At 61.5% G+C, this 21,137-nt stretch carries 21 protein-coding genes, 1 tRNA gene and 1 pseudogene; 19 read left to right on the forward strand and 4 right to left on the reverse strand.

Annotation, left to right across the window (positions count from 1 at the left end; genetic code table 11):
• Window positions 1-20: 20 nt before the first annotated feature.
• The 5 genes from hflK to BGI27_RS00610 are packed head-to-tail and all read left to right on the forward strand — an operon-like array spanning window position 21 to window position 4,850.
• A complete protein-coding gene (gene hflK, locus BGI27_RS00590) occupies window positions 21-1,298 on the forward strand; it encodes an FtsH protease activity modulator HflK (protein WP_095522988.1) in 1,278 nt (425 codons plus the stop codon).
• Window positions 1,298-2,170, forward strand: a complete 873-nt coding sequence (gene hflC, locus BGI27_RS00595) for a protease modulator HflC (RefSeq protein WP_095522989.1) — start codon at window positions 1,298-1,300, stop codon at window positions 2,168-2,170. The genes hflK and hflC overlap by 1 nt, the downstream gene beginning before the upstream one ends.
• 1 nt (window position 2,171) lies before the next feature.
• A complete protein-coding gene (locus tag BGI27_RS00600) occupies window positions 2,172-2,357 on the forward strand; it encodes a DUF2065 domain-containing protein (protein WP_095522990.1) in 186 nt (61 codons plus the stop codon).
• Window positions 2,358-2,367: 10 nt separating this feature from the next.
• Entirely contained in the window at window positions 2,368-3,528 is a 1,161-nt protein-coding gene (locus tag BGI27_RS00605) for an ATP phosphoribosyltransferase regulatory subunit (protein WP_095522991.1), read from the forward strand.
• 11 nt (window positions 3,529-3,539) lie between these two features.
• Complete coding sequence (locus BGI27_RS00610; protein WP_095522992.1) at window positions 3,540-4,850, forward strand: adenylosuccinate synthase; 1,311 nt, start codon at window positions 3,540-3,542, stop codon at window positions 4,848-4,850.
• 154 nt (window positions 4,851-5,004) lie between these two features.
• Here the strand turns inward: BGI27_RS00610 and BGI27_RS00615 are convergent.
• Window positions 5,005-5,089: transfer RNA gene (locus BGI27_RS00615), tRNA-Leu, on the reverse strand.
• 74 nt (window positions 5,090-5,163) lie between these two features.
• Between BGI27_RS00615 and rnr the strand changes: the two genes are divergently transcribed.
• Together rnr and rlmB are read left to right on the forward strand one after the other, a co-directional pair.
• Window positions 5,164-7,719, forward strand: a complete 2,556-nt coding sequence (gene rnr, locus BGI27_RS00620) for a ribonuclease R (protein ID WP_095522993.1) — start codon at window positions 5,164-5,166, stop codon at window positions 7,717-7,719.
• A complete protein-coding gene (gene rlmB / locus BGI27_RS00625; RefSeq protein ID WP_223871501.1) occupies window positions 7,712-8,452 on the forward strand; it encodes a 23S rRNA (guanosine(2251)-2'-O)-methyltransferase RlmB in 741 nt (246 codons plus the stop codon). Before rnr ends, rlmB begins: the two co-directional genes overlap by 8 nt.
• Before the next feature lie 83 nt (window positions 8,453-8,535).
• Here rlmB and BGI27_RS00630 read toward each other — a convergent pair whose 3' ends face one another.
• Together BGI27_RS00630 and BGI27_RS00635 are read right to left on the reverse strand one after the other, a co-directional pair.
• Entirely contained in the window at window positions 8,536-8,883 is a 348-nt protein-coding gene (locus BGI27_RS00630) for a nucleotide pyrophosphohydrolase (RefSeq protein ID WP_095522995.1), read from the reverse strand.
• The gene (locus tag BGI27_RS00635; protein ID WP_095522996.1) at window positions 8,867-9,862 is read right to left on the reverse strand and encodes an aminoglycoside phosphotransferase family protein; all 996 of its coding nucleotides are present in this window, start codon (window positions 9,860-9,862) and stop codon (window positions 8,867-8,869) included. Before BGI27_RS00635 ends, BGI27_RS00630 begins: the two co-directional genes overlap by 17 nt.
• A 101-nt stretch (window positions 9,863-9,963) precedes the next feature.
• Here BGI27_RS00635 and BGI27_RS00640 point away from each other — a divergent pair, with 101 nt between their 5' ends.
• From BGI27_RS00640 to galE, 12 genes are all read left to right on the forward strand, one after another.
• Window positions 9,964-12,261: an LPS-assembly protein LptD gene (locus tag BGI27_RS00640; protein ID WP_095522997.1), complete on the forward strand. Its 2,298-nt coding sequence runs from the start codon at window positions 9,964-9,966 to the stop codon at window positions 12,259-12,261.
• A 44-nt stretch (window positions 12,262-12,305) separates the two neighbouring features.
• On the forward strand, window positions 12,306-13,577 hold the full coding sequence (locus BGI27_RS00645; protein WP_095523016.1) for a peptidylprolyl isomerase: 1,272 nt from the start codon (window positions 12,306-12,308) through the stop codon (window positions 13,575-13,577).
• Window positions 13,574-14,602: a 4-hydroxythreonine-4-phosphate dehydrogenase PdxA gene (gene pdxA, locus BGI27_RS00650; RefSeq protein ID WP_095522998.1), complete on the forward strand. Its 1,029-nt coding sequence runs from the start codon at window positions 13,574-13,576 to the stop codon at window positions 14,600-14,602. The genes BGI27_RS00645 and pdxA overlap by 4 nt, the downstream gene beginning before the upstream one ends.
• Entirely contained in the window at window positions 14,599-15,264 is a 666-nt protein-coding gene (locus BGI27_RS00655) for a patatin-like phospholipase family protein (protein WP_223871502.1), read from the forward strand. Before pdxA ends, BGI27_RS00655 begins: the two co-directional genes overlap by 4 nt.
• Window positions 15,251-15,514, forward strand: a complete 264-nt coding sequence (locus BGI27_RS17770; RefSeq protein ID WP_223871503.1) for a hypothetical protein — start codon at window positions 15,251-15,253, stop codon at window positions 15,512-15,514. Before BGI27_RS00655 ends, BGI27_RS17770 begins: the two co-directional genes overlap by 14 nt.
• Window positions 15,515-15,522: 8 nt before the next feature.
• Window positions 15,523-16,317, forward strand: a complete 795-nt coding sequence (gene rsmA, locus BGI27_RS00660; RefSeq protein WP_095522999.1) for a 16S rRNA (adenine(1518)-N(6)/adenine(1519)-N(6))-dimethyltransferase RsmA — start codon at window positions 15,523-15,525, stop codon at window positions 16,315-16,317.
• A gap of 63 nt (window positions 16,318-16,380) precedes the next feature.
• On the forward strand, window positions 16,381-17,484 hold the full coding sequence (locus BGI27_RS00665) for a nucleotidyltransferase family protein (RefSeq protein WP_095523000.1): 1,104 nt from the start codon (window positions 16,381-16,383) through the stop codon (window positions 17,482-17,484).
• A gap of 50 nt (window positions 17,485-17,534) precedes the next feature.
• The gene (locus BGI27_RS00670; protein ID WP_095523001.1) at window positions 17,535-17,732 is read left to right on the forward strand and encodes a type II toxin-antitoxin system VapB family antitoxin; all 198 of its coding nucleotides are present in this window, start codon (window positions 17,535-17,537) and stop codon (window positions 17,730-17,732) included.
• Window positions 17,729-18,100, forward strand: a complete 372-nt coding sequence (locus BGI27_RS00675; RefSeq protein WP_095523002.1) for a type II toxin-antitoxin system VapC family toxin — start codon at window positions 17,729-17,731, stop codon at window positions 18,098-18,100. The genes BGI27_RS00670 and BGI27_RS00675 overlap by 4 nt, the downstream gene beginning before the upstream one ends.
• A complete protein-coding gene (locus tag BGI27_RS00680; protein WP_095523003.1) occupies window positions 18,097-19,080 on the forward strand; it encodes a serine/threonine protein kinase in 984 nt (327 codons plus the stop codon). Before BGI27_RS00675 ends, BGI27_RS00680 begins: the two co-directional genes overlap by 4 nt.
• A gap of 72 nt (window positions 19,081-19,152) precedes the next feature.
• Entirely contained in the window at window positions 19,153-19,701 is a 549-nt protein-coding gene (rfbC, locus tag BGI27_RS00685; RefSeq protein ID WP_095523004.1) for a dTDP-4-dehydrorhamnose 3,5-epimerase, read from the forward strand.
• Between the two features lie 10 nt (window positions 19,702-19,711).
• Complete coding sequence (gene galE, locus BGI27_RS00690) at window positions 19,712-20,731, forward strand: UDP-glucose 4-epimerase GalE (protein ID WP_095523005.1); 1,020 nt, start codon at window positions 19,712-19,714, stop codon at window positions 20,729-20,731.
• A 134-nt stretch (window positions 20,732-20,865) separates the two neighbouring features.
• On the opposite strand, the pseudogene BGI27_RS00695 reads toward galE, so the two are convergent.
• Window positions 20,866-21,137: pseudogene (locus tag BGI27_RS00695) on the reverse strand (histone deacetylase family protein); the annotation flags it as partial.

The following is a 21,137-nucleotide window of genomic DNA, read 5'->3' on the forward strand; positions in this document are numbered from 1 at the left end:
TCATGATCACCGGAGTTCTCATGTCAATCAATGATCCACGCTGGGGCAACAAGGACCCAGACGATCGCCCCAACGACGATCGCCGCAATCCAGAGCAGGGGCCACCTGATCTCGACGATATCTGGCGGGATTTCAACAGCCGGCTTGGCGGCATGTTCGGCAAGCGTGGCGGTGGCAATGGTGGCGGTAACGGCAACAACGTTGGCGGCCAGCCGCCGGTGTCCTCGCGCCAACTCGGCGGTGGGCTGGCGCTGATCGTAGTCGCTGTGCTCGTGCTGTGGCTGGCCAGCGGTTTCTACATTGTCGACGCCAGTCAGCGTGGCGTGGTGATGCGTTTTGGCAAGTTCCAGGAAGTGACGGGTGAAGGCTTGCGCTGGCGTCTGCCTTATCCCTTCGAGAGCCACGAAGTGGTGGATACCACACGCGTACGCAACGTGGAGGTCGGCTTCCGCAGTGGTGATCGGGCAACCAATCTGCATGAATCCCTGATGCTCACTGATGATGAAAACATTGTGAACATCCAGTTTGCCGTGCAGTACAACCTCAACAGTCCCGAAGCCTTCTTGTTCACCAACAAGGATCCGGACGTAATGGTCAAGCAGGTGGCGGAATCCGCCATGCGCGAGGTCGTCGGCAAGAGCAAGATGGATTTCGTGCTCTATGAAGGTCGCGAAACGGTTGCGACCGACGTGCAGGTGCTGATTCAGCGTATTCTCGACAGCTACAAGATCAATGGTTTCGAGAACAGCGGCATTCTCGTCAACCGGGTGACCCTGCAAAACGCGCAGCCACCGCAACAGGTGCAGGCGGCGTTCGAAGACGCGGTGAAGGCCAGTCAGGACCGCGAGCGCCTGAAGAACGAAGGCCAGGCTTACTTCAATGAAGTGGTGCCGAAGGCCGAAGGGACGGCGGCACGTTTGCGTGAAGAGGCTCAGGCCTATTCAGCTTCGCTGATTGCACGTGCCGATGGTGATGCCAGTCGCTTCAAGCAGTTGTTCACTGAGTATGCGAAGGCGCCGGAAGTTACGCGTAACCGCCTGTACATCGATGCCATGGAGCAGGTTTTTGCCAGTACGACCAAGCTGATGGTCGATACCTGTGGCAATGGCAATCTACTCTACCTGCCGTTGGACAAACTGCTGCAGGGGGGCCAAGCCGCCAGTGGGCAGCCCACGGCTGTCGCACAGACGCCGTCCGCGCCGGCGGCGCCGGTCGCCGCGCCGCAACAGCAGGGACGCGCCGAGCTGGACCTGCGCACCCGCGATGTATTGCGTAGCCGCGAGAGGGGAGAACGATGATGAATGCACGCCTGCCCGTATTTTTCGGTGGGATCCTGCTCGCCGTGGCGGTGTTGTCGATGTCGCTGTTCACGGTCGATCAGCGCCGTTATGCGCTGGTTTTCCAGTTGGGCGAGATCAAGCGTCCGGTGACTGAAGCCGGTCTCTATTTTAAGTTGCCGATGATCCAGAACGTGCAGTATTACGATGCACGCATCCTTACGCTGGATTCGCCGGATTCCGAGCTTTTCCAGACCGCAGAGAAGAAGAACGTGCTGGTGGACTCCTTCACCCGTTGGCGCATCGGGGATCCGTCCGTGTATTACCGTGCCTTCGGCATGGATGAGCCGCGTGCCCGTAACCGTCTGAGCCAGACGGTGAACGCGGTGATGCGTGAAGAGTTTGGTAAGCGTCAGATGCACGAAGTGATCTCGGGTGAGCGCCAGCGCATGATGGAAGTGGTGCGGGAGCGTTCCGCCCAGGATGCCGTGCGCTATGGTGTGCAGATCGTCGATGTGCGCGTCAAGCGTGTGGAGCTGCCCAGCGCCGTGAGTGATTCTGTGTATGGCCGCATGGAAGCCGAACGCAAGCGTGTGGCGAATGAACTGCGTGCGACCGGTGGTGCCGAAGCAGAGCAGATCCGAGCTGAGGCCGACCGCCGGCGTGAGGTCATCGTTGCCGAGGCCTATCGCGATGCACAGGTGATCAAGGGCGAAGGCGATGCCAAGGCTGCTGCAATCTATGCAGAGGCTTTTGGCCGCAGCCCGGAGTTCTTCCGCTTCTGGCGCAGCATGGAAGCCTACAAGCAGACCTTCAACAGCAAGAGTGACATGCTGGTGGTCGACCCTTCGTCTGATTTCTTCAAGTATCTGAAGAACAGCGGCAACAAGTAAGATGCTGCAGGACTTCCTTGCCGCACTGGCGCTGATGCTGGTGCTTGAAGGCATTCTTCCGCTTGTCGCGCCAGGATTCTGGCGCGACACCTTTACCCGCATCACCCGCTTTACGGATGGTCAACTGCGCTTTGTCGGGCTGACCTCCCTGCTGCTGGGCTGCGTGCTGTTCATTCTGTTCAAGTGATTTGACGTCCATGGCATTGCCACGCTGGGCCCTGCCCGAACATTTCGAAGATGTGTTGCCACAGTCTGCGGCCCGCATCGAGCGCTTGCGTCGTCTTCTGCTGGACGAGTTCCGGCTGCACGGCTACCAACTGGTGATTCCGCCCAGCGTGGAGTTCCTGGATTCGCTGGCTTCCGGCACTGGCGCGGACATGGCGGATGCCATGTACAAGTTCGTCGATCAGTACAGCGGGCGCACCATGGCCTTGCGTGCAGATACAACGCCTCAGGTCACACGCATCGATGCTCACCTTCTCAATCGCAGTGGCGTGACGCGTCTGTGCTATTGCGGGCCTGTGGTTCACGTCGAGCCGCGCAGCATGAGCGCATCGCGCGAGCCTTTGCAGGTTGGCGCCGAGCTCTACGGGCATGCGGGTATCGAAGCCGATGTGGAAGTGCTGCGCTTGCTGGCACGGACGCTGCAGCTTGCAGGTACGCGCAGTAGCCGTATCGATGTTGGGCACGTCGGCATTTTCCGGGCGCTCAGCGCAATGGCCGGACTGGGAGGCGAAGCCGAGCGCACCCTGTTTCGCATCCTGCAGGCCAAGGATGTGCCCGCGCTGAAGGATTTTGTGGCTGGCTTGGCAGAGCCTGCGCGTTCGGCGCTGATGATCCTGCCCGAGCTGTACGGTAATGCCAATGTGCTGGTGCGTGCGCGTAGTCTGCTGCCCGATGTGGCTGGTGTACGCGAGGCGCTCGACCAGATGCTGCATCTGGCCAAGCATCTGGGCGAGCAGCCTTTGAGTTTTGACCTGGCAGACTTGCGCGGCTATCACTATCACTCTGGACTGATGTTTGCGGCCTACTGCGGCAATTCCCCGACTGCGCTGGCGCTGGGTGGGCGCTATGACGCGGTCGGCGCGGCGTTCGGGCGCCCCCGTCCGGCCACAGGTTTCAGCCTGGATCTACGGGAGCTGGCAGCGCTGAGCGTGACTGCCGGCGAGGCTGGCGCGATCCTTGCGCCTCAGGAAGAGGATCCTGCGCTGCAGGATTGCATCGCTGCCCTGCGTGCTGCAGGGGAGGTCGTCATGCTGGCTTTGCCCGGGCATCGGGGTTGCTGGCGTGAAGCCGGGTGTGACCGGCAGATCATCAAGCAGGATAACGCCTGGGGCGTTGTGCCCCTGCAGGACTGAGGGAAGAAGCAATGGCAAAGAATGTGGTGGTGGTCGGAACCCAGTGGGGTGACGAAGGCAAAGGCAAGATCGTCGACTGGCTGACCGATCACGCGCAGGGCGTGGTGCGTTTCCAGGGCGGGCATAATGCCGGGCATACGCTAGTCATCGGCGAAAAGGAATACAAGCTCAATCTGGTGCCTTCCGGCATCGTGCGCGAAGGTGTGCAGTGCTACATCGGCAATGGCGTGGTGCTGGACATTCATCACCTCCTTGGCGAGATCGCCACGCTGGAAGCGGATGGCATCGAGGTCCGCTCCCGTCTGAAGGTGAGCCCGGGGTGCCCCCTGATCCTGCCGTTCCATTCCGCGCTGGACAAGGCGCGCGAGGCGAAGAAGGCCGCCTGCGACAAGATCGGCACCACCGGCAAAGGGATTGGTCCGAGTTATGCCGACAAGGTCGCACGCCGTGCGCTGCGCGTGTATGACTTGTTCAACCCTGAGCGTTTTGCTGTCAAGTTGCGCGAGGTGCTGGATTATCACAACTTCGTGCTGACCGAATATCTGGGCGCCGAAGCGGTGGATTTCCAGACCGTATTCGATCAGGCGATGAAGGATGCCGAGGCGATCCGCCCCCTGGTATCCGATATTTCCGACGATCTCTACGCTGCCAACGCTGCGGGCCAGAACCTGCTGTTTGAAGGAGCCCAAGGCACGCTGCTGGATATCGACCATGGAACCTATCCGTTCGTGACGTCCTCCAACTGCGTGGCTGGGCAGGCCGCTGCAGGTTCGGGAGTCGGGCCGGGCATGCTGCACTATGTGCTGGGTATCACCAAGGCCTACTGCACCCGCGTCGGCGGCGGTCCCTTCCCGAGCGAACTGGATATCGAAACCAAGGGTACGCCGGGGGAGCAAATGTCCACGGTCGGACGAGAGTTCGGTACCGTCACCGGGCGCAAGCGTCGTTGTGGTTGGTTCGATGCGGCTGCGTTGCGTCGTTCGGCGCGTATCAACGGGCTGACCGGGCTGTGCATTACGAAGCTGGACGTCCTGGATGGCCTGGCTGAGCTGAATATCTGTACGGGCTATACGCTGCATGGCAAGCACGTCGATCTGCTGCCTATTGGGGCGGACGAGGTTGCTGCCTGCGAGCCTGTCTATGAAACCCTGCCGGGCTGGACGGAGACCACCTTCCGGGTCAAGCGCTGGGAAGACCTGCCGGCCGCTGCGCAGAACTATCTGAAGCGCCTCGAAGAGGTCTGCGGCGTGCCGATTGCCATCGTTTCTACCGGCCCCGAGCGGGATGAAACCATTCTCAGGCAGCATCCATTCTCTGCCTGATGTAAAACAAAAAGGCCGGCGTGCTGCCGGCCTTTCAGTTTCCGAGAACTGCCGCTTGCCCGGCAATGTACGAATGATTGATTGGATGCGTTTGAACGAAGGAAGATCAGAAAACAAAAAAGCCAGCTCGTTGAGCTGGCTTTCTGTGCGAATTTGGTGCCCAGGAGAGGACTCGAACCTCCACACCTTGCGGCACTAGTACCTGAAACTAGCGCGTCTACCAATTTCGCCACCTGGGCAATCCGCCGCGAGAGCAGCGAAGAACGGCATTATAGGGAACAATTCCAACGAGTCAACTGGACAACAAGAATAAATGAAAACGAACAAGAAACCCCGCCTGGCGCGCATTCGCGCCGCAGATCCCTTCTACGCCCGAGAGGCAGAGAGATACGAATTTCCCCTGCCTTCGCGTGAATACATTCAGCAGTTGCTGGGTGACGCTCGTGCGCCGATGCCTGTAGAGGCTTTGGCTGAACTGCTAGCCATCCGGGCTGATGAACAGGAAGCTTTTACGCGGCGCCTGGGCGCCATGGAGCGCGCGGGCCAGCTGATGCGCAACCGGCGGGGGGCCTACATCCTGCCGGACAAGGCAGACCTGATCCGTGGTCGGGTTGAAGGGCACCCCGATGGTTTTGGTTTTCTCGTGCCGGACGATGGTGGTGAGGATCTCTTTCTGGGGCCACGTGCCATGCGTGAGGTGTTGCATGGTGATCGCGTGCTGGTGCGCGTGATCGGAGCTGATCAGCGTGGCCGACGGGAAGCCAAGATCATCGAGGTACTGGAGCGTGCGAATGAGCGCGTGGTCGGACGGGTTGCCGTGGAGGCCGGGGTGGCCTATGTGATCGCTGAGAACCGGCGTATCAGCCAGGGCATCCTGCTGGCACCCGGCGGCAAGCAGAAGCCCAGGGCGGGCCAGGTGGTCAGTGTCGACCTGCTGCAGCAACCCAGCCAGTACAGCCAGCCTATCGGCCAGATCGTCGAGACCCTGGGCAACTATGCAGACGATGGCATGGAGATCGAGATTGCCTTGCGCAAGCATGATCTGCCCTTCGAATTCTCAGACGAGGTGAAGGCCGAGGCGAAGAAACTTCCTGCCGCCGTGCGCAAGAAGGACTGGCAGTGGGAAGGCGGTGCGCGCGAGGATATCCGCCACTTGCCGCTGGTGACCATTGATGGTGAGACTGCCAAGGATTTCGATGACGCCGTGTATTGCGAGAAGCAAGGGCGTGGCTACCGCCTGTTGGTCGCGATTGCTGATGTGAGCCATTACGTGACGCCAGGCTCCGCGCTCGACGTGGAAGGGCTGGCACGCGGGAATTCCGTGTATTTCCCGCGTCGCGTGATTCCCATGCTGCCGGAGAAGCTTTCCAATGGCCTGTGTTCGCTGAATCCCGAGGTCGAGCGCTTGTGCATGGTGTGCGACATGTCGATCAACGCCAGCGGTGTGATCAAGGCTTATCGTTTCTATCCTGCGGTGATGTTCTCGCATGCACGGCTGACCTATACCAAGGTCGCCGCCATGCTGTACGGCGATGAGGCCGGTCAGCGTGACGAGGCTTTGCGTGCCGAGCACGCGCCGTTGCTGCCGCACCTGGAAACGCTCGATGTGCTTTTCCGCATCCTGCTCAAGGCGCGTGCCAAGCGTGGTGCCATCGAGTTCGAGACGGTCGAGACCAAGATGATCTTCGACGAGCAGGGCAAGATCGAGCGCATCGTGCCGGAATCGCGCAATGACGCGCATCGCCTGATCGAGGAATGCATGCTCGCAGCCAACGTCTGCGCTTCCGAATACCTGCAGAAGAACAAGCACCCTGCGCTGTTCCGCGTGCATGAGGCGCCTACGCCCGAGAAGCTGGGCAAACTGCGCGAATTCCTTGCGGAGTTCGGTCTTGGCCTGGGCGGTGGCGACTCGCCACGTGCCGCGGACTTCGCCAAGGTGGTCGACAAGATCAAAGACCGGCCGGATGCTCGCCTGATCCAGACGGTGATGTTGCGCACCATGCAGCAGGCGGTCTACAGCCCGGAGAACGTCGGCCATTTCGGGTTGGCTTTCGACGCCTATACGCACTTCACCTCGCCGATCCGGCGTTATCCTGACCTGCTGGTGCACCGCGCCATCAAGGCTGTACTTCGCGGCGTGAAGTATCAGCCATCGACAGGCCCGGTCGAGCTGTTGCGTGATACCCGCCGCAAGAAGGGCGGCAAGCCTACACCCGAGGCGTTTGCGCGCGCCGAGCGGGAGACGGCACGCAAGCGTGCGCTGGCCGAAAAGAACGACATCTGGGAAGACATCGGGGTGCATTGTTCGCAGACCGAGCGCCGCGCCGACGAAGCCAGTCGTGACGTGGAGACCTGGCTCAAGTGCTTCTACATGCAGGATCGCATTGGCGAGCAGTACGCAGGCAGCGTCACGGCTGTCACATCCTTTGGTATCTTCGTCACCCTCGATGAATTGTTCGTCGAAGGGCTGGTGCATATCTCGGATCTTGGTGCGGACTATTTCCACTACGACGAAGCGCGCCATGCTCTGGTTGGTGAGCGTACGGGGCAGCAGTTCCGGTTGTCGGATCGTGTGGAGGTCGAAGTCGTGCGTGTCGATCTGGAGTCACGCAAGATCGATTTCCGGCTGATCGATGCCGCCATGCCAGCGACTCGCCGTACGGGCAAGACCGCCCGTGATCGCCAGCGTGACGCCGAGACCGGGGAAGCTCCAGGCTGGCGCGAGCTGGCAGGCCTGCCGGCGGGCTCATCGCCCCGCAAGGCTCTGGACGATCTGGCGAGCCGCCCCGGCGCAACGCGTGCCAGCAAGACCCGCAGCAGCCAGCCTGCTGCCCCCGATGACAAGAAGAAAGGAAGCCGTCGTGGCTGAATCACGTTTCATCCATGGTTTTCATGCCGTGGCCGCCAAATTGCGGCACGACCCGGAGGCCATCCTTGAAATCCACGTTGCCGCGCAGCGTAGCGATGCGCGCGCGCGCGATCTGCTCGCCAGGGCCGAAGCTGCGGGCGCGCGCATCATCGCCACGGAGTCCACGCGCCTGGATGGCATGGCGGGCACGCATCGTCATCAGGGGGTGGTGGCGAAGATCGATGCGCGCCAGAAGGTGTTGCACCTGTCCGACATTCTGGAAGACCTCACCGAGAACGCATTGCTGCTGGTGCTCGACGGCATCACTGATCCGCACAACCTGGGCGCCTGTCTGCGCGTGGCGGATGCTGCCGGTGTACATGCCGTGATCGCGCCCAAGGATCGTGCCGTGGGCCTGAATGCCACGGCGGTCAAGGTCGCCAGTGGCGCGGCGGATACCGTGCCCTACATCGTCGTCACCAATCTTGCACGCACGCTGCGCGAGCTCAAGGATGCCGGCGTATGGTGCATTGGCGCGGCTGGCGAAGCTACCAAGTCGATCTACGAGGTCGATCAGAAAGGGCCGACTGCCTGGGTCCTGGGGGCCGAAGGCGATGGCTTGCGCCGGCTGACACGAGACACCTGCGACGAACTGGCCAAGATTCCGATGCATGGTTCCGTGGAGAGTCTCAACGTCTCGGTGGCTTCGGGCATCTGTCTGTTCGAGGCACGCAGGCAGAGGCTTGCCAAGTAACGAGGGCTGAGCGCTGACCGGAGGTTAGCGCCGACCTTGCCGGCGGAGTGATGCGTCATGCGCACCACCATCTCAGCGGGCACTTAGCACTCAGTTTTCGGAGGGTACTTGATGGCGTTGAGCGCGATTTTCTTGCGCACCGCGTCGTCCAGATCAATGCCCAGAACCATCACAAGGCGCATCAGGTAGAGAAAGACGTCAGCGACTTCCTGACGGACATGCTCTGCTTCGTCCGTATTCATGATGCCTTCCGCTTGTGCATCGGGCTTCCACTGAAAGATCTCCACCAGCTCGCCTACCTCGCCGGTCAGTGCCAGCAGCAGGTTGCGCGGGGTATGGTGGCGATCCCAGTCACGAACGCGGGCGAACTCGGCCAGTACGGCTTCGAGCTGGGCGGTGTCGAGCAATCGGGGGTCAGAATGTGTAGCCAACTTGTTGTTCCTCGGGATCCAGTCGGTCAAGCAGGCGCAACAGGGGCCTGAGTTCGGAGTAGCGGCGGCAGGCGGCCTTCAGGTAGCGCATCACCAGCGGCATGTCCTTGAGGTAGCCGTCCTTGCCGTCGCGGTGATAGAGGCGGGCAAAGATGCCCAGCACCTTGATGTGACGTTGCGCGGCCATAAATTCGTAATCCCGGTGGAATTCGGCAAAGTCTGCGCGTACCGGGAGACCAATCTGACGACCGATCTCCCAATAGCGTACGAGCCAGTCCAGTGTGCGTTCCTCGTCCCAGTGGATGTAGGCGTCCTTGAACAGGGAGGTGAGATCGTAGGTGATGGGGCCGTAGACTGCGTCCTGAAAGTCCAGCACTCCCGGATTGGGCGATGAAATCATCAGGTTGCGCGAATGGTAGTCTCGATGAACGAAGACCCTTGGCTCAGCCAGGTTTACTGCGAGAATGCGCTCGAATACCTGCATCAGCTCTGCCGTTTCGCCATCGTTCAAGGCAATGCCTTTGTGGCGAGTTACGTACCACTCGGGAAACAGCATCAGTTCGCGCAGCAGTAGCGCCCGGTCATATTCGGGGAGTACGTCAGGGCGACTGGCACGTTGGATCACTGCTAGAGCGCCCAGTGCGTCTGCATACAGGGCATCGGCATTGTCCTGGGTCAGCGCGGAAAGATAGGTCTGATGCCCCAGATCCGAGAGCAATAGGAAGCCTTGTTCCAGATCTTCCGCGAAGACCTGCGGAACATGCGCTCCTGCCTCGCCGAACAGGTGTGCCACCTTGAGATAAGGGCGGCAGTCTTCATGCGTGGGTGGTGCATCCATGATGATGCGTGTACTGCCATCGGCAAGCGTGGCGCGGAAATAGCGGCGGAAGCTGGCGTCTGCCGAAGCGGGCGCAAGCGTGAAGTTCTGGTCGGGAAGCTGCTTTTCCAGCCAGGCGTGAATTTGTTGCAGACGTTGCAAGACGGACTCCGTTAGCGAGGCGCGGCGCTCATGTAAAATACGCGGCCAATCTTATCAAACCCGGGCCTCGGCCCTTGCTCCCACAGGTTTTCTGCCACGGCATGGCCCATACCAAAAGCTCTCGACGCCGGACGTCCAGTCTGCCGCCTCCATTCCGGCGTGTCCGGCTGACCAGTCTGGCGGTTCTGTCTGCATTGCCTGCTCTGGCGCAGGCGCAGGTAGAAGGCGCAGTACAGCAATCCACGGTGCAGGGAACCGTGATCCAAGCCCAGCGAATCGAAGGGCGCAATCAAGTCGATATCGTCGCGCAGGATGAAGTGCGTCTGCAGCGCGGCGGATTGATCCTCAACAGCGATCGCCTGTTCTTCGACCAGATCAGCAACGAGGCTCTGGCGCAAGGGAATGTCCGGTTGCGACGCGGGCCGGACACCATTGAGGGGCCGCGCGCGCGGATCAATCTGGACACGTGGTTCGGCGAGGTCGAGTCACCCACGTATCTGTTGCAACGCGAGCGTCGGGTCAGCAGCGAGGTCTGGGTCAGCTCCCGTCCCTGGATGGAGCGGCGTACCCTGGGAGAGACCGTCACCGGGTCCGGACAGGCAGATCTGCTGTATCTCGAAGGCGAGAACCACTATCGTCTCAGCAATTCCACCTTCACCACCTGTCCTGCGCCAGACCCCTCCTGGTATCTGCGCATGCGGGATCTGCAGCTGGATTTTGACCAGGACAAGGGCCGTGCCACGGATACTTCACTGGTCTTCCAGGGCGTTCCGATCCTGTACACCCCCTGGGCCGAATTCCCTCTCAGTGGCGGGCGCCAATCCGGTTTCCTGCCGCCTACGCTGGGGACCACCAGTCTGACGGGGGTAGATCTTTCACTGCCGTATTACTTCAATCTGGCGCCGAACTATGATGCAACGTTGGCTCCACGCTGGATGACGAAGCGGGGCGTACAGCTTGGGGGCGAGACCCGTTATCTGACGTCAGACAGTCATGGTGTGCTGCGTGGCGAGTACATGAACCAGGATTGCGTGACAGGTCGCTCTCGCGATCTGTGGCGTTGGCAGCACGACCAGGATTTCGGTTATGGGCTGACCGCCAGTGTCGATGCCACGCGCGTTTCCGACAAAACCTATTTTTCCGACTTGAGTTCGAAGATTACCTCGACCTCCCAGTCGACGCTGAACCAGCAGGCCACGCTGAATTACAACAATGGGACCTGGTTGTCCGGCGGCCTGACCATGCAGCGTTATCAGGTCCTGTCGGGTACGGCACCTTATGATCGTTTGCCGCAGCTCAGCCTTCTTGCGCGCAATACCGATTTCCACGGGCTGTCTCTGCAGTTGCCGATGGAATACACGGCCTTCTCGCATCCGACCAGCGTCGAAGGCCGACGCGCCGTGTTGTACCCGCAGGTCAGTTTGCCGGTGCAGTCGGCAGGCGCATTCTTTACGCCGAAGTTCGGTGTGCATCTGAGTCAATATCAGTTGGATCGACGGGATGGCGGCGAAAAGGATGAAATCCAGCGCGGAGTTCCGATTGCCTCACTGGACTCCGGTCTCGTTTTCGAGCGTCCCGTCACCTATCGTGACAAGCCCCATATCCAGACGCTGGAGCCGCGCCTTTACTACGTTCGCTCGTCCTACTGGAACCAGTCTGATATCCCGGTATTCGATTCCACGATTGCGGACTTCAATTTTTCGCAAATTTTCTCCGAGAACCGTTATGTCGGTCAGGACCGCATCGCGGATTCGAACCAGCTGACTTCGGGGCTTCAATCCCGCCTGATTGATGATGCGACTGGAGAAGAATGGCTGCGTGGCGCACTGGCACAGCGTTATTATTTTGCCGATCAGCGTGTGCTGCTGCCCGGAGAGGCGCAGCGAAGTGGCAGCGTCGCGCACATCTTGGGCGGACTGTCCGGGCGACTGACCCGCGAATGGTGGTTGGATACCGCATCGCAGTATGATCATCGCGCCGGTCTCTGGGAGCGGGCAACGCTGGGCATGCGCTACCAGCCAGATCACGCCAAGGCGTTTTCGGTGAGTTACCGTTTCTATCGTGATCAGTACCGCGACCTTGACGTTTCGGCGCAGTGGCCGTTGTGGAAGGGGTGGTATGGCGTCGGGCGTTACAACCTGAACCTGCGTGACCATCGCCTGTCTGAAGCCATTGCCGGGCTGGAATACAAGGGGGATTGCTGGGTGCTGCGCACGGTCTGGCATACCCTGGTCAACAATACCGATAAACGCAACAACGCCTTCTATATACAGCTGGAGTTCAACGGACTGGCGTCCGTGGGTTCCAATCCAGTGGACTTGCTCAAGCGCAGCGTAGGCGGATACGGCAAGATCAATGACCCCGGGGTCGGCAACTCCGTCTTCAGCGGAGGAGACTGACCATGGGTGGTCTTCAATTCAATTGGGAAAGCATGATTTTTATGATGAAGCGCTTGCTCCAGATCATTTGCGCCATTGGGCTGACACTCCCCGTTTTCGGGCAGGCTGCGGAACTTGATCGCGTGGCGGCAGTGGTCAATTCTGACGTGCTGACGGCCTCCGATCTCAGCTCGCGATTGGCCCAGGCCGAACGCCAACTGTCGGCACAGGGGACGAAGGTGCCGCCCGCTCAGCTGCGCAGCCAGGTGCTGGAACACATGGTGCTGGAACGCATCCAGCTGCAGAAAGCCAAGGAGCTTGGCATCAAGGTAGATGACTCCACACTGGATCGAGCATTGGCACGCATTGCCGAGCAGAACCAGACTACCGTGGCGGAGCTGCCCCGCCTGGTCGCCAGTGAAGGGCTGGCCTGGGCACAGTTCCGGGAGAGCATCCGTACCGAGATCCTGTTGGCTCGCCTGCGTGAACGCGAGGTCGATGCCCGGATCACCGTCTCCGATGCCGAGCTTGAGGCCACGCTGGCCGCGCAACCTCAGTTAAGCGGGCGGGAGTATCGTGTGGCGCATATCCTGCTGCGTGCGCCGGAGGGCGCCAGCCCTGAGCAGTTGCTGGCGCTGGGGCAGCGTGCCGAAGAGCTGCAGCGAAGGATTCGTGCCGGAGAGGACTTTGCAGCCTTGGCCGCGGCCTACTCCGCTTCGCCGGATGCCATGAACGGCGGCCTGCTCGATTGGCGTCCGCTTGAGCGGTTGCCCAGCATTTTTGCTGAGCGTCTGCCGCAAATGCAGAAGGGAGACGTCAGCAACATCCTGCGTAGTGCTGCCGGACTGCATGTCTTCAAGTTCGTCGATGTGCGCGATCTGGCGCCATCCAAGATCGAGATCACGCAAACCCATGCACGGCACATCCTGATCCGGACCACGGATGTGCGTGATCCTGCGGAAGGCCGGCGGCGTCTGGCTGATATCGCGAACCGTATCCGCAACGGTGTGGATTTTGCGGAAATGGCGCGAGTGCATTCCAGCGATGCCACTGCGGCCAAGGGCGGTGACCTTGGCTGGTTGTCTCCGGGCGAAACGGTGCCTGAGTTCGAACGGGCCATGGATGCGCTCAAGCCGGGTGAAGTATCCGACGTGGTGGAGTCTCCGTTTGGTTGGCACGTGATCCAGGTGCTCGAACGCAAGCAGGTCGATGTGACCCAGGATCGTCGCAAGCTCGAGGCGCGCAATGCATTGCGCGAACGCAAGGCCGACGAAGCATTCGACGATTGGCTGCGGCAATTGCGTGACTCCGCTTACGTCGAGATCAAGCCCGAATGAAACCTCCCGCTCTGGCGATCACCACCGGCGAGCCGGCGGGTGTTGGCCCTGAGTTGTGCGCGAAACTGGCAAGCCGTCCGTGGCCTGCCAGGCTGGTGCTGATCGGAGATCGCGGCTTGCTTGCGGAGCGGGCAAGAATGACCGGCACGGCGATCTCCCTGCGGCATTATTTACCGGGAGATGCTGCGCAGGTCGGTGTGCTGGACGTTCTGCATGTACCGCTGGCTCACTCCTGTCAGCCCGGCCAGCTGTCCGTCGCCAATGCGGGCTATGTTCTGAAAACGCTGGATCTGGCCATTGATGGTTGCCTCTCCGGTGAGTTCGCGGCGATGGTGACCGCTCCGGTGCAGAAGAGCGTGATCAACGATGCCGGGATTGTCTTCTCCGGCCATACCGAATACCTGGCCGAGCGCACCGGCACGCCACGTGTGGTGATGATGCTGGCTGGCGAATACGGCATGGGTGACGCCCATCCGTGGATGCGTGTGGCTCTGGCCACCACGCACCTGCCGCTGAAGTCCGTCAGTGCCGTGCTGACTGCCGAAGCGCTGACTCGCACGATACGTATCCTGCATGCCGATCTGCGTGACAAGTTTGGCCTGCCGTTGCCGCGTATCCTGGTTGCGGGGCTCAATCCGCATGCGGGAGAAGCCGGCCACATGGGGCGCGAGGAGATCGAGGTCATCGAACCCGTACTGGCCGAATTGCGGCGTGAGGGCATGGACCTGATCGGCCCTCTGCCGGCCGACACTTTGTTCACGCCGCGCCAGCTCGCGCGGGGCGATGCGGTGCTGGCGATGTACCACGACCAGGGGCTGCCCGTGCTCAAGTTCGCCACCTTTGGCGGCGGCATCAACGTCACGCTGGGGCTCCCGATCATTCGCACCTCGGTGGACCATGGCACTGCGCTGGATCTTGCCGGCACCGGTAGAGCAGACGGTGGCAGTCTTGAAGCCGCCATCCACTGTGCGCTGGGGATGAGTGCCACGCGTGCCAACCCGAATCTGGACAGTTCTCTTTCATGAAGTCTTTGTCGCTTTGGCTGGGCGCGCTGGTCCTGCTCGCGGCCTGTGCAGCCCAGCCCCCTCAGCCCTCTCCCGTTCCCGTATTCACACAGCCGGAAGCAGAATTGCCCAAGCCTGTCGTGCCAGTGCCACGTCCGGCTCCGAAAATCGGTCTGGCATTGGGCGGTGGTGCCGCGCGCGGATTCGCCCATATCGGGGTGATCAAGGCGCTGGAGACACAGGGCATCGTGCCCGACATCGTGGTGGGGACTAGTGCGGGCAGCGTGGTCGGCGCGCTCTATGCCGCTGGCAATGATGCTTTCGCCCTGCAGAAGCTGGCCTTCCAGCTCGACGAAACCGCGCTGACCGACTGGGTCGTCTTCGATCGTGGCTTCCTCAAGGGCGAAGCGCTGGAGCGTTTCATCAATCAGCAGACTGGCAATCGCCCCATCGAAGCGCTCAAGCGCAAGTTCGGTGTGGTTGCCACCGATCTGGCCGAAGGGCAGCCGGCGGTCTTTGTGACGGGCAATACCGGCACTGCCGTGCGTGCCTCTTCTTCGATCCCGGGTGTGTTCTCGCCAGTGCTGATCCGGGGGCAAGGAATATGTGGATGGCGGTCTGGTCAGCCCGATTCCGGTACGTGCTGCCCGCCAGATGGGCGCCGACATCGTGATTGCCGTTGATATTTCCGGCAAGCCTTCCGGCAAACGCAATCAGGGCAGCGTCGACCTGCTGCTTGATACCGTCTCCATCATGGGGGCCACACTTGGCAACTACGAACTGCGCGATGCCGACGTGGTGATCCGGCCGGAGATCAACGGATTGCCCGCAGCCAACTTTCAGCAGCGCCACGAAGCCATCCTGCGGGGCGAGAAGGCGGGCTTTGCTGCCATCGCGCAGATTCGTGAAGTGATCAAGGCGCACAGCCAGTAAGGATGCCAATGCCCCAAGGCCATATCGCCCGCAAACGTTTCGGGCAGAATTTTCTTTCCGATGCCAACATCATCCGCAAAATCGTGGCAGCGATCGCGCCGCGCCCGGGGGATCTGCTGGTCGAGATCGGTCCCGGGCTGGGGGCGCTGACCGAGCCTTTGCTGGCAGCCAGCGAGCATCTGCACGTGGTCGAGATCGACCGCGATCTGATTGCCCGGCTGAAGGAAAAACATGACCCAGCGCATCTGACCATCCATGAGGGGGACGCGCTGAAGTTCGATTTCGGCACGTTGGGTTCGCCACTGCGCGTGGTCGGCAACCTGCCCTACAACATCTCCACCCCCATCCTTTTCCACCTTGCCGGCTATGCCGACCAGGTTCGCGACATGACCTTCATGCTGCAGAAGGAGGTCGTCGACCGCATGGTGGCCGAGCCGGACACCGAGGCCTATGGGCGTCTGTCGGTAATGCTGCAGTACCGTTTCAACATGGCCAGTCTGTTCGATGTGCCGCCCGGCGCTTTCCGTCCGGCACCGAAAGTCACCTCGGCCATCGTCTACTTGCAACCCAAACCGGCGGCGGAGTGCGTCTGTACAGACGAAGCATTGCTTGGCCGAATCGTCACCGCAGCGTTCGGCCAGCGTCGCAAGACCCTGCGCAATACCTTGCGCGAATGGCTCAAGGAAGAGGATTTCGTCGCACTGGGCATTGATCCTCAAGCGCGCGGCGAGACCCTGGGCGTGGCGGATTACGTCCGCATGGTGAGCCATCTGTCGAGCCACACGCATTCAGGTGCCATGTGACGTAATCGCACGCGGCACCTGCTGCGTTGTCACACAATCAACGATCATTTCAGGAGACCCAGAATGGCCAAGGCAATGATTCTCGCAGCGGGGCAGGGCACCCGCGTCCGACCGCTGACCAAGGACATCCCCAAACCGATGATCCCCATTCTGGGCAAGCCGGTACTCGAATACATCATCGAGCACCTGGCACGTCACGGCGTGCGCGAGATCATGATCAACGTGGCTTTCATGCACCGCAAGATCGAGGAGTATTTCGGTGACGGCCATCGCTGGGGCGTGGAAATCGGTTATTCCTACGAGGGCGCCTACGAACATGGCGAGATCGTGCCCAAACCCATCGGCTCGGCCGGTGGCATGAAGCACATTCAGGACAACTCCGGCTTCTTCGATGACACCACCCTGGTGCTGTGCGGGGATGCGATCATCGATCTGGACATCGGAGCCGCCCTGTACGAACACCGGAACAAGGGCGCCATCGCCAGTGTGGTGACGCTGGATGTGCCACTTTCCGAAGTGAAGAACTACGGCATCGTGGTGGCCGATGAGCAGGGCAAGATCATCTCCTTCCAGGAAAAACCCTGTCCCGAGGAGGCCAAGAGCACGCTCGCTTCCACGGGCATCTACATCTTCGAGCCCGCAGCGCTCGATTTGGTGCCTTCCGGTCAGGTCTATGACATCGGCAGCCAGCTCTTCCCCCTGCTGGTCGAGAAGCAACTGCCTTTCTTTGCCCAGAACCGTTTCTTTAACTGGATCGACATCGGTCGTGTCACGGATTACTGGACCGTGCTGCAGCGCGTGCTGCGTGGCGAAGTGGCGCAGATGGACATGCCCGGCAAGGAGGTGCGCCCCGGTGTCTGGGTCGGTCTCAACACGCGTATCGACTGGGACAAGGTTACGGTCGAAGGTCCGGTCTATATCGGCTCCAGCGTGAAGATCGAAGAGGGCGCCACCATCGTCGGCCCGACCTGGATCGGCCATGGTAGCCACCTGCGCAAGGGTGCCACCGTGGAGCGCAGTGTGCTGTTCGAATACACGCGCATCGGCGAAGGCATGAAATTCTCCGAGATGATCGTCTCCGCGCGCTATTGCGTGGACCGGCATGGCAATACCGTGTATGTGGGAGATGATCGTTGTGTGCTGCGCTGGGGGGATGCGCGCGGTTGATCAAAACGGGCATCAAATGGTGCTATATTTGATGCGAGAGGAGATTTTCCATGCGTACCACTGTCACCCTTGATGATGAATTGCTGACTAGAGCCGAGCAGCTCAGCGGTCTGAGCGAACGCAGCGCGCTGCTGCGTGAGGCATTACTTGCGCTGGTGCAGCGCGAGAGCGCCCGGCGCCTGGCGGCCCTTGGCGCCTCCGAGCCGGAGGCGGCCTACGTGGTACGGCGGCAAGGGGACCCGGCATGATCCTGGTCGATACTTCGGTTTGGATCGATCATTTACGCAACGGCGAACCTCGCCTTGCCGCGCTGCTCGAAGCCGGGCAGGTGCTGGTTCATGATTTCGTGATCGGCGAACTGGCCTGCGGCAACCTGAGCACGCGGACCCGCGTGCTCGGCCTGCTGGGCACCATGCCGCGTGCCACGCGGGCACAGGAAACCGAAACCCTGGGGCTGATCGAGCGTTACCGGCTCATGGGGCGTGGCATCGGCTACGTGGATGCGCACCTGCTCGCGGCGACCTTGATCGCCCGAGGGCGTCTCTGGAGCAGGGATCGGCGCCTGGCCACAATTGCGGCCGAACTCGGGGTTGCCTGCGAAGAGATTGCACATTGAGCGACGCTCCGCACCCATTCGCCACACTCACGCCGGATCGCGTGCTGGACGCCATCGACGCAACCGGATTGCGTACCGACGGCCGCCTGCTGGCGCTCAACAGCTATGAGAATCGTGTCTACCAGGCCGGGCTCGAAGAGGGCGGCTTCATCGTCGCCAAGTTCTACCGCCCGGATCGCTGGAGCGATGCGGCAATCCGTGAGGAGCATGCCTTCACGCGTGCGCTGGCCGAGGCCGAGATCCCGGCCGTGCCGCCGCTGTTACGTGCTGACGGTGACAGTCTGACCCATGCCGAAGGTTTCCGCGTGGCGGTGTTTCCGCGCCGGGGCGGGCGAAGCCTGGAGCTGAATGATCCCGAGGTTCTGGAATGGCTGGGCCGTTTCATCGGGCGCATACACGCCGTAGGCGCCACGGCAGCGTTTCGCGAGCGGCTGACGCTGGATGTGGCAACCTGGGGCGAGGCGCCCAGCGCTTTCGTGCTGGCAAGTCCGCATCTGCCATCTGATCTTTGCGAGGCCTATCGTGGCGCGGTGAGTGCCGCACTGGAGGGCGTGCACGCTTGTTTCGAGCGTGCCGGCGATATCACGCGTCTGCGTTTGCATGGCGACTGCCACCCCGGCAATGTGATGTGGACCGATGCAGGCCCGCATTTCGTCGATTTCGACGATGCCTGCACCGGTCCGGCGGTACAGGATCTGTGGATGCTGCTTTCCGGCGAGCGTGGCGAGATGACGCGGCAACTCGCCGATCTCGTCGCCGGGTATGAGGATTTCCGCGAATTCAATCCGCGTGAGGTGGATCTCATAGAAGCCTTGCGCACGCTGCGTTTGATCCATCACGCAGCCTGGCTGGCCCGCCGCTGGGATGATCCGGCCTTCCCGACGGCCTTTCCGTGGTTCAACACCCGCGGCTGGTGGGAAGAGCATATCGGCAACCTGCGCGATCAATTGCCGCGCATGGCCGAACCCTGGCGATTCTGAGCGCCGTAAATACGTGACAGGTGATACGACAGACGATCACCTGCCCCCCAAAACGATCCAAGGAGTGGGTGCATGAACATCATCAAGGGAGAACTCGAAGGTTTGCTGATCCTGGAGCCGAAGGTGTTCGGTGACGCGCGCGGTTTCTTCATGGAAAGCTACAACGAGAAGACCTTCCGCGAGGCCACGGGCCTGCAGCTCGATTTCGTGCAGGACAACCACTCCCGTTCTGCACGGGGCGTGCTGCGCGGTCTGCACTATCAACTGCAGCAAGCCCAGGGCAAGCTCGTCCGCGTGGTCAGTGGGCGGGTGTGGGACGTGGCGGTGGACATGCGGCGCTCATCGCCCACTTTCGGCCAATGGCAGGGTGTCGAGCTCTCCGCTGAAAACAATCGTCAGTTCTGGGTCCCCGCCGGCTTCGCACACGGTTTCGTGGTGCTCTCCGAGTCGGCGGATTTCCTTTACAAGACCACCGACTACTACGCGCCGGCGCATGAGCGCTGCCTGGCCTGGAATGACTCCACTGTCGGTGTCGCATGGCCGCTGGACGACAGCGTGCCGCAGCTCTCGGCCAAGGATCGGCAGGGGCTGGCGCTGGCAGACTGCGAAACCTACGCCTGAGGAGCTGACCATGCCCTGCGTGCTCGTGACCGGCGGTGCTGGCTACATCGGCTCCCACACCTGCATCGAGCTGCTGGCCAGCGGCTTCGAGGTGGTGGTGGTCGACAACCTCTGCAACAGCAAGGCCGAGGCCCTGCGGCGCGTCGAGGCACTGGCCGGCCGCAGGCTGGCCGGCTTCCACCAGGCGGACGTGCGGGACCGCGCCGCCATGCGCGAGGTGTTCAGGGCGTACGCCATCGATGCGGTGATCCACTTCGCTGCATTGAAGGCTGTGGGCGAATCCGTCGCCAAGCCCCTGATGTACTACGAGAACAACATTGCCGGCACGGTCGCCCTGGCCGAGGTGATGAGCGAGGCCGGCGTGAAAACGCTGGTCTTCAGCTCCTCGGCTACAGTGTATGGCGACCCGGCCAGCGTGCCGATCCGCGAGGACTTTCCCACTGGTCCGACCAATCCTTATGGCCGCACCAAATGGATGATGGAGTTCGTGCTGAGCGATCTTGCCGCTGCCGATCCAGCCTGGCGTGTGGCACTGCTGCGCTATTTCAACCCGGTCGGTGCGCATCCCTCGGGGCGTATCGGCGAGGATCCGAACGGCATTCCCAACAATCTGATGCCTTTCGTCTCGCAGGTCGCGGTGGGCAAGCGCGCGAAGCTTTCTGTCTTCGGTGGTGATTACCCGACGCCGGACGGTACAGGTGTGCGCGACTACATCCACGTCGTCGATCTGGCCATCGGCCACGTCAAGGCATTGAACTACCTGGCAGGTAAGACCGGTGTGCTTACGGTGAATCTGGGAACGGGTATCGGCTATTCCGTGCTGGATGTGGTGCGCGCCTTCGAAAAGGCGTCGGGGCGCAGCATTCCCTACGAAATCGTGGCGCGCCGCGCGGGCGACATTGCCCAGTGCTATGCCGATCCGGCCATGGCCGTCGAGCTTCTGGGCTGGCAAGCTGCGCGTGGTATTGAGGAAATGTGCGCCGACGCCTGGCACTGGCAGCGCGGCAACCCCGAAGGTTATCCGGGGTAAGCCGGCTTTCATGGCCGAAGCAGGGCCGGTGAAATGGTGCGCACATTGTGCACACCCTACGCATTCCGCGTACCTCGTAGGGTGCGCAGTGCGCACCGTCTGCGCTGTCACTCAAACAAATCCACGCCAGGCGTTCAGCAGCCTTCGAACCCCTGCAGCGTGGCCAGCACGTTGTGGCCGATCTCGGCCACGGCATAGCCGCCTTCCAGCACGAATAGCGTGGGCAGGCCGGTTTGGCGCAGGCGCTGCCCCAGCCGGGCGTAGTCCGACATTTGCAGCTGGAACTTGCTGATCGGGTCGCCTGCGAAAGCATCCACGCCCAGCGACACGACCATGGTTTCCGCCCCGCTTTTCAGGATCACGGCCAATGCCGAGTTCAGCGCGGCAAACCAGTCGGCTGTCGGGC

Origin of the sequence: Candidatus Dactylopiibacterium carminicum, from assembly GCF_014736495.1 — a bacterium.
In the GTDB taxonomy this organism is placed as follows: Bacteria; Pseudomonadota; Gammaproteobacteria; order Burkholderiales; family Rhodocyclaceae; genus Uliginosibacterium; species Uliginosibacterium carminicum.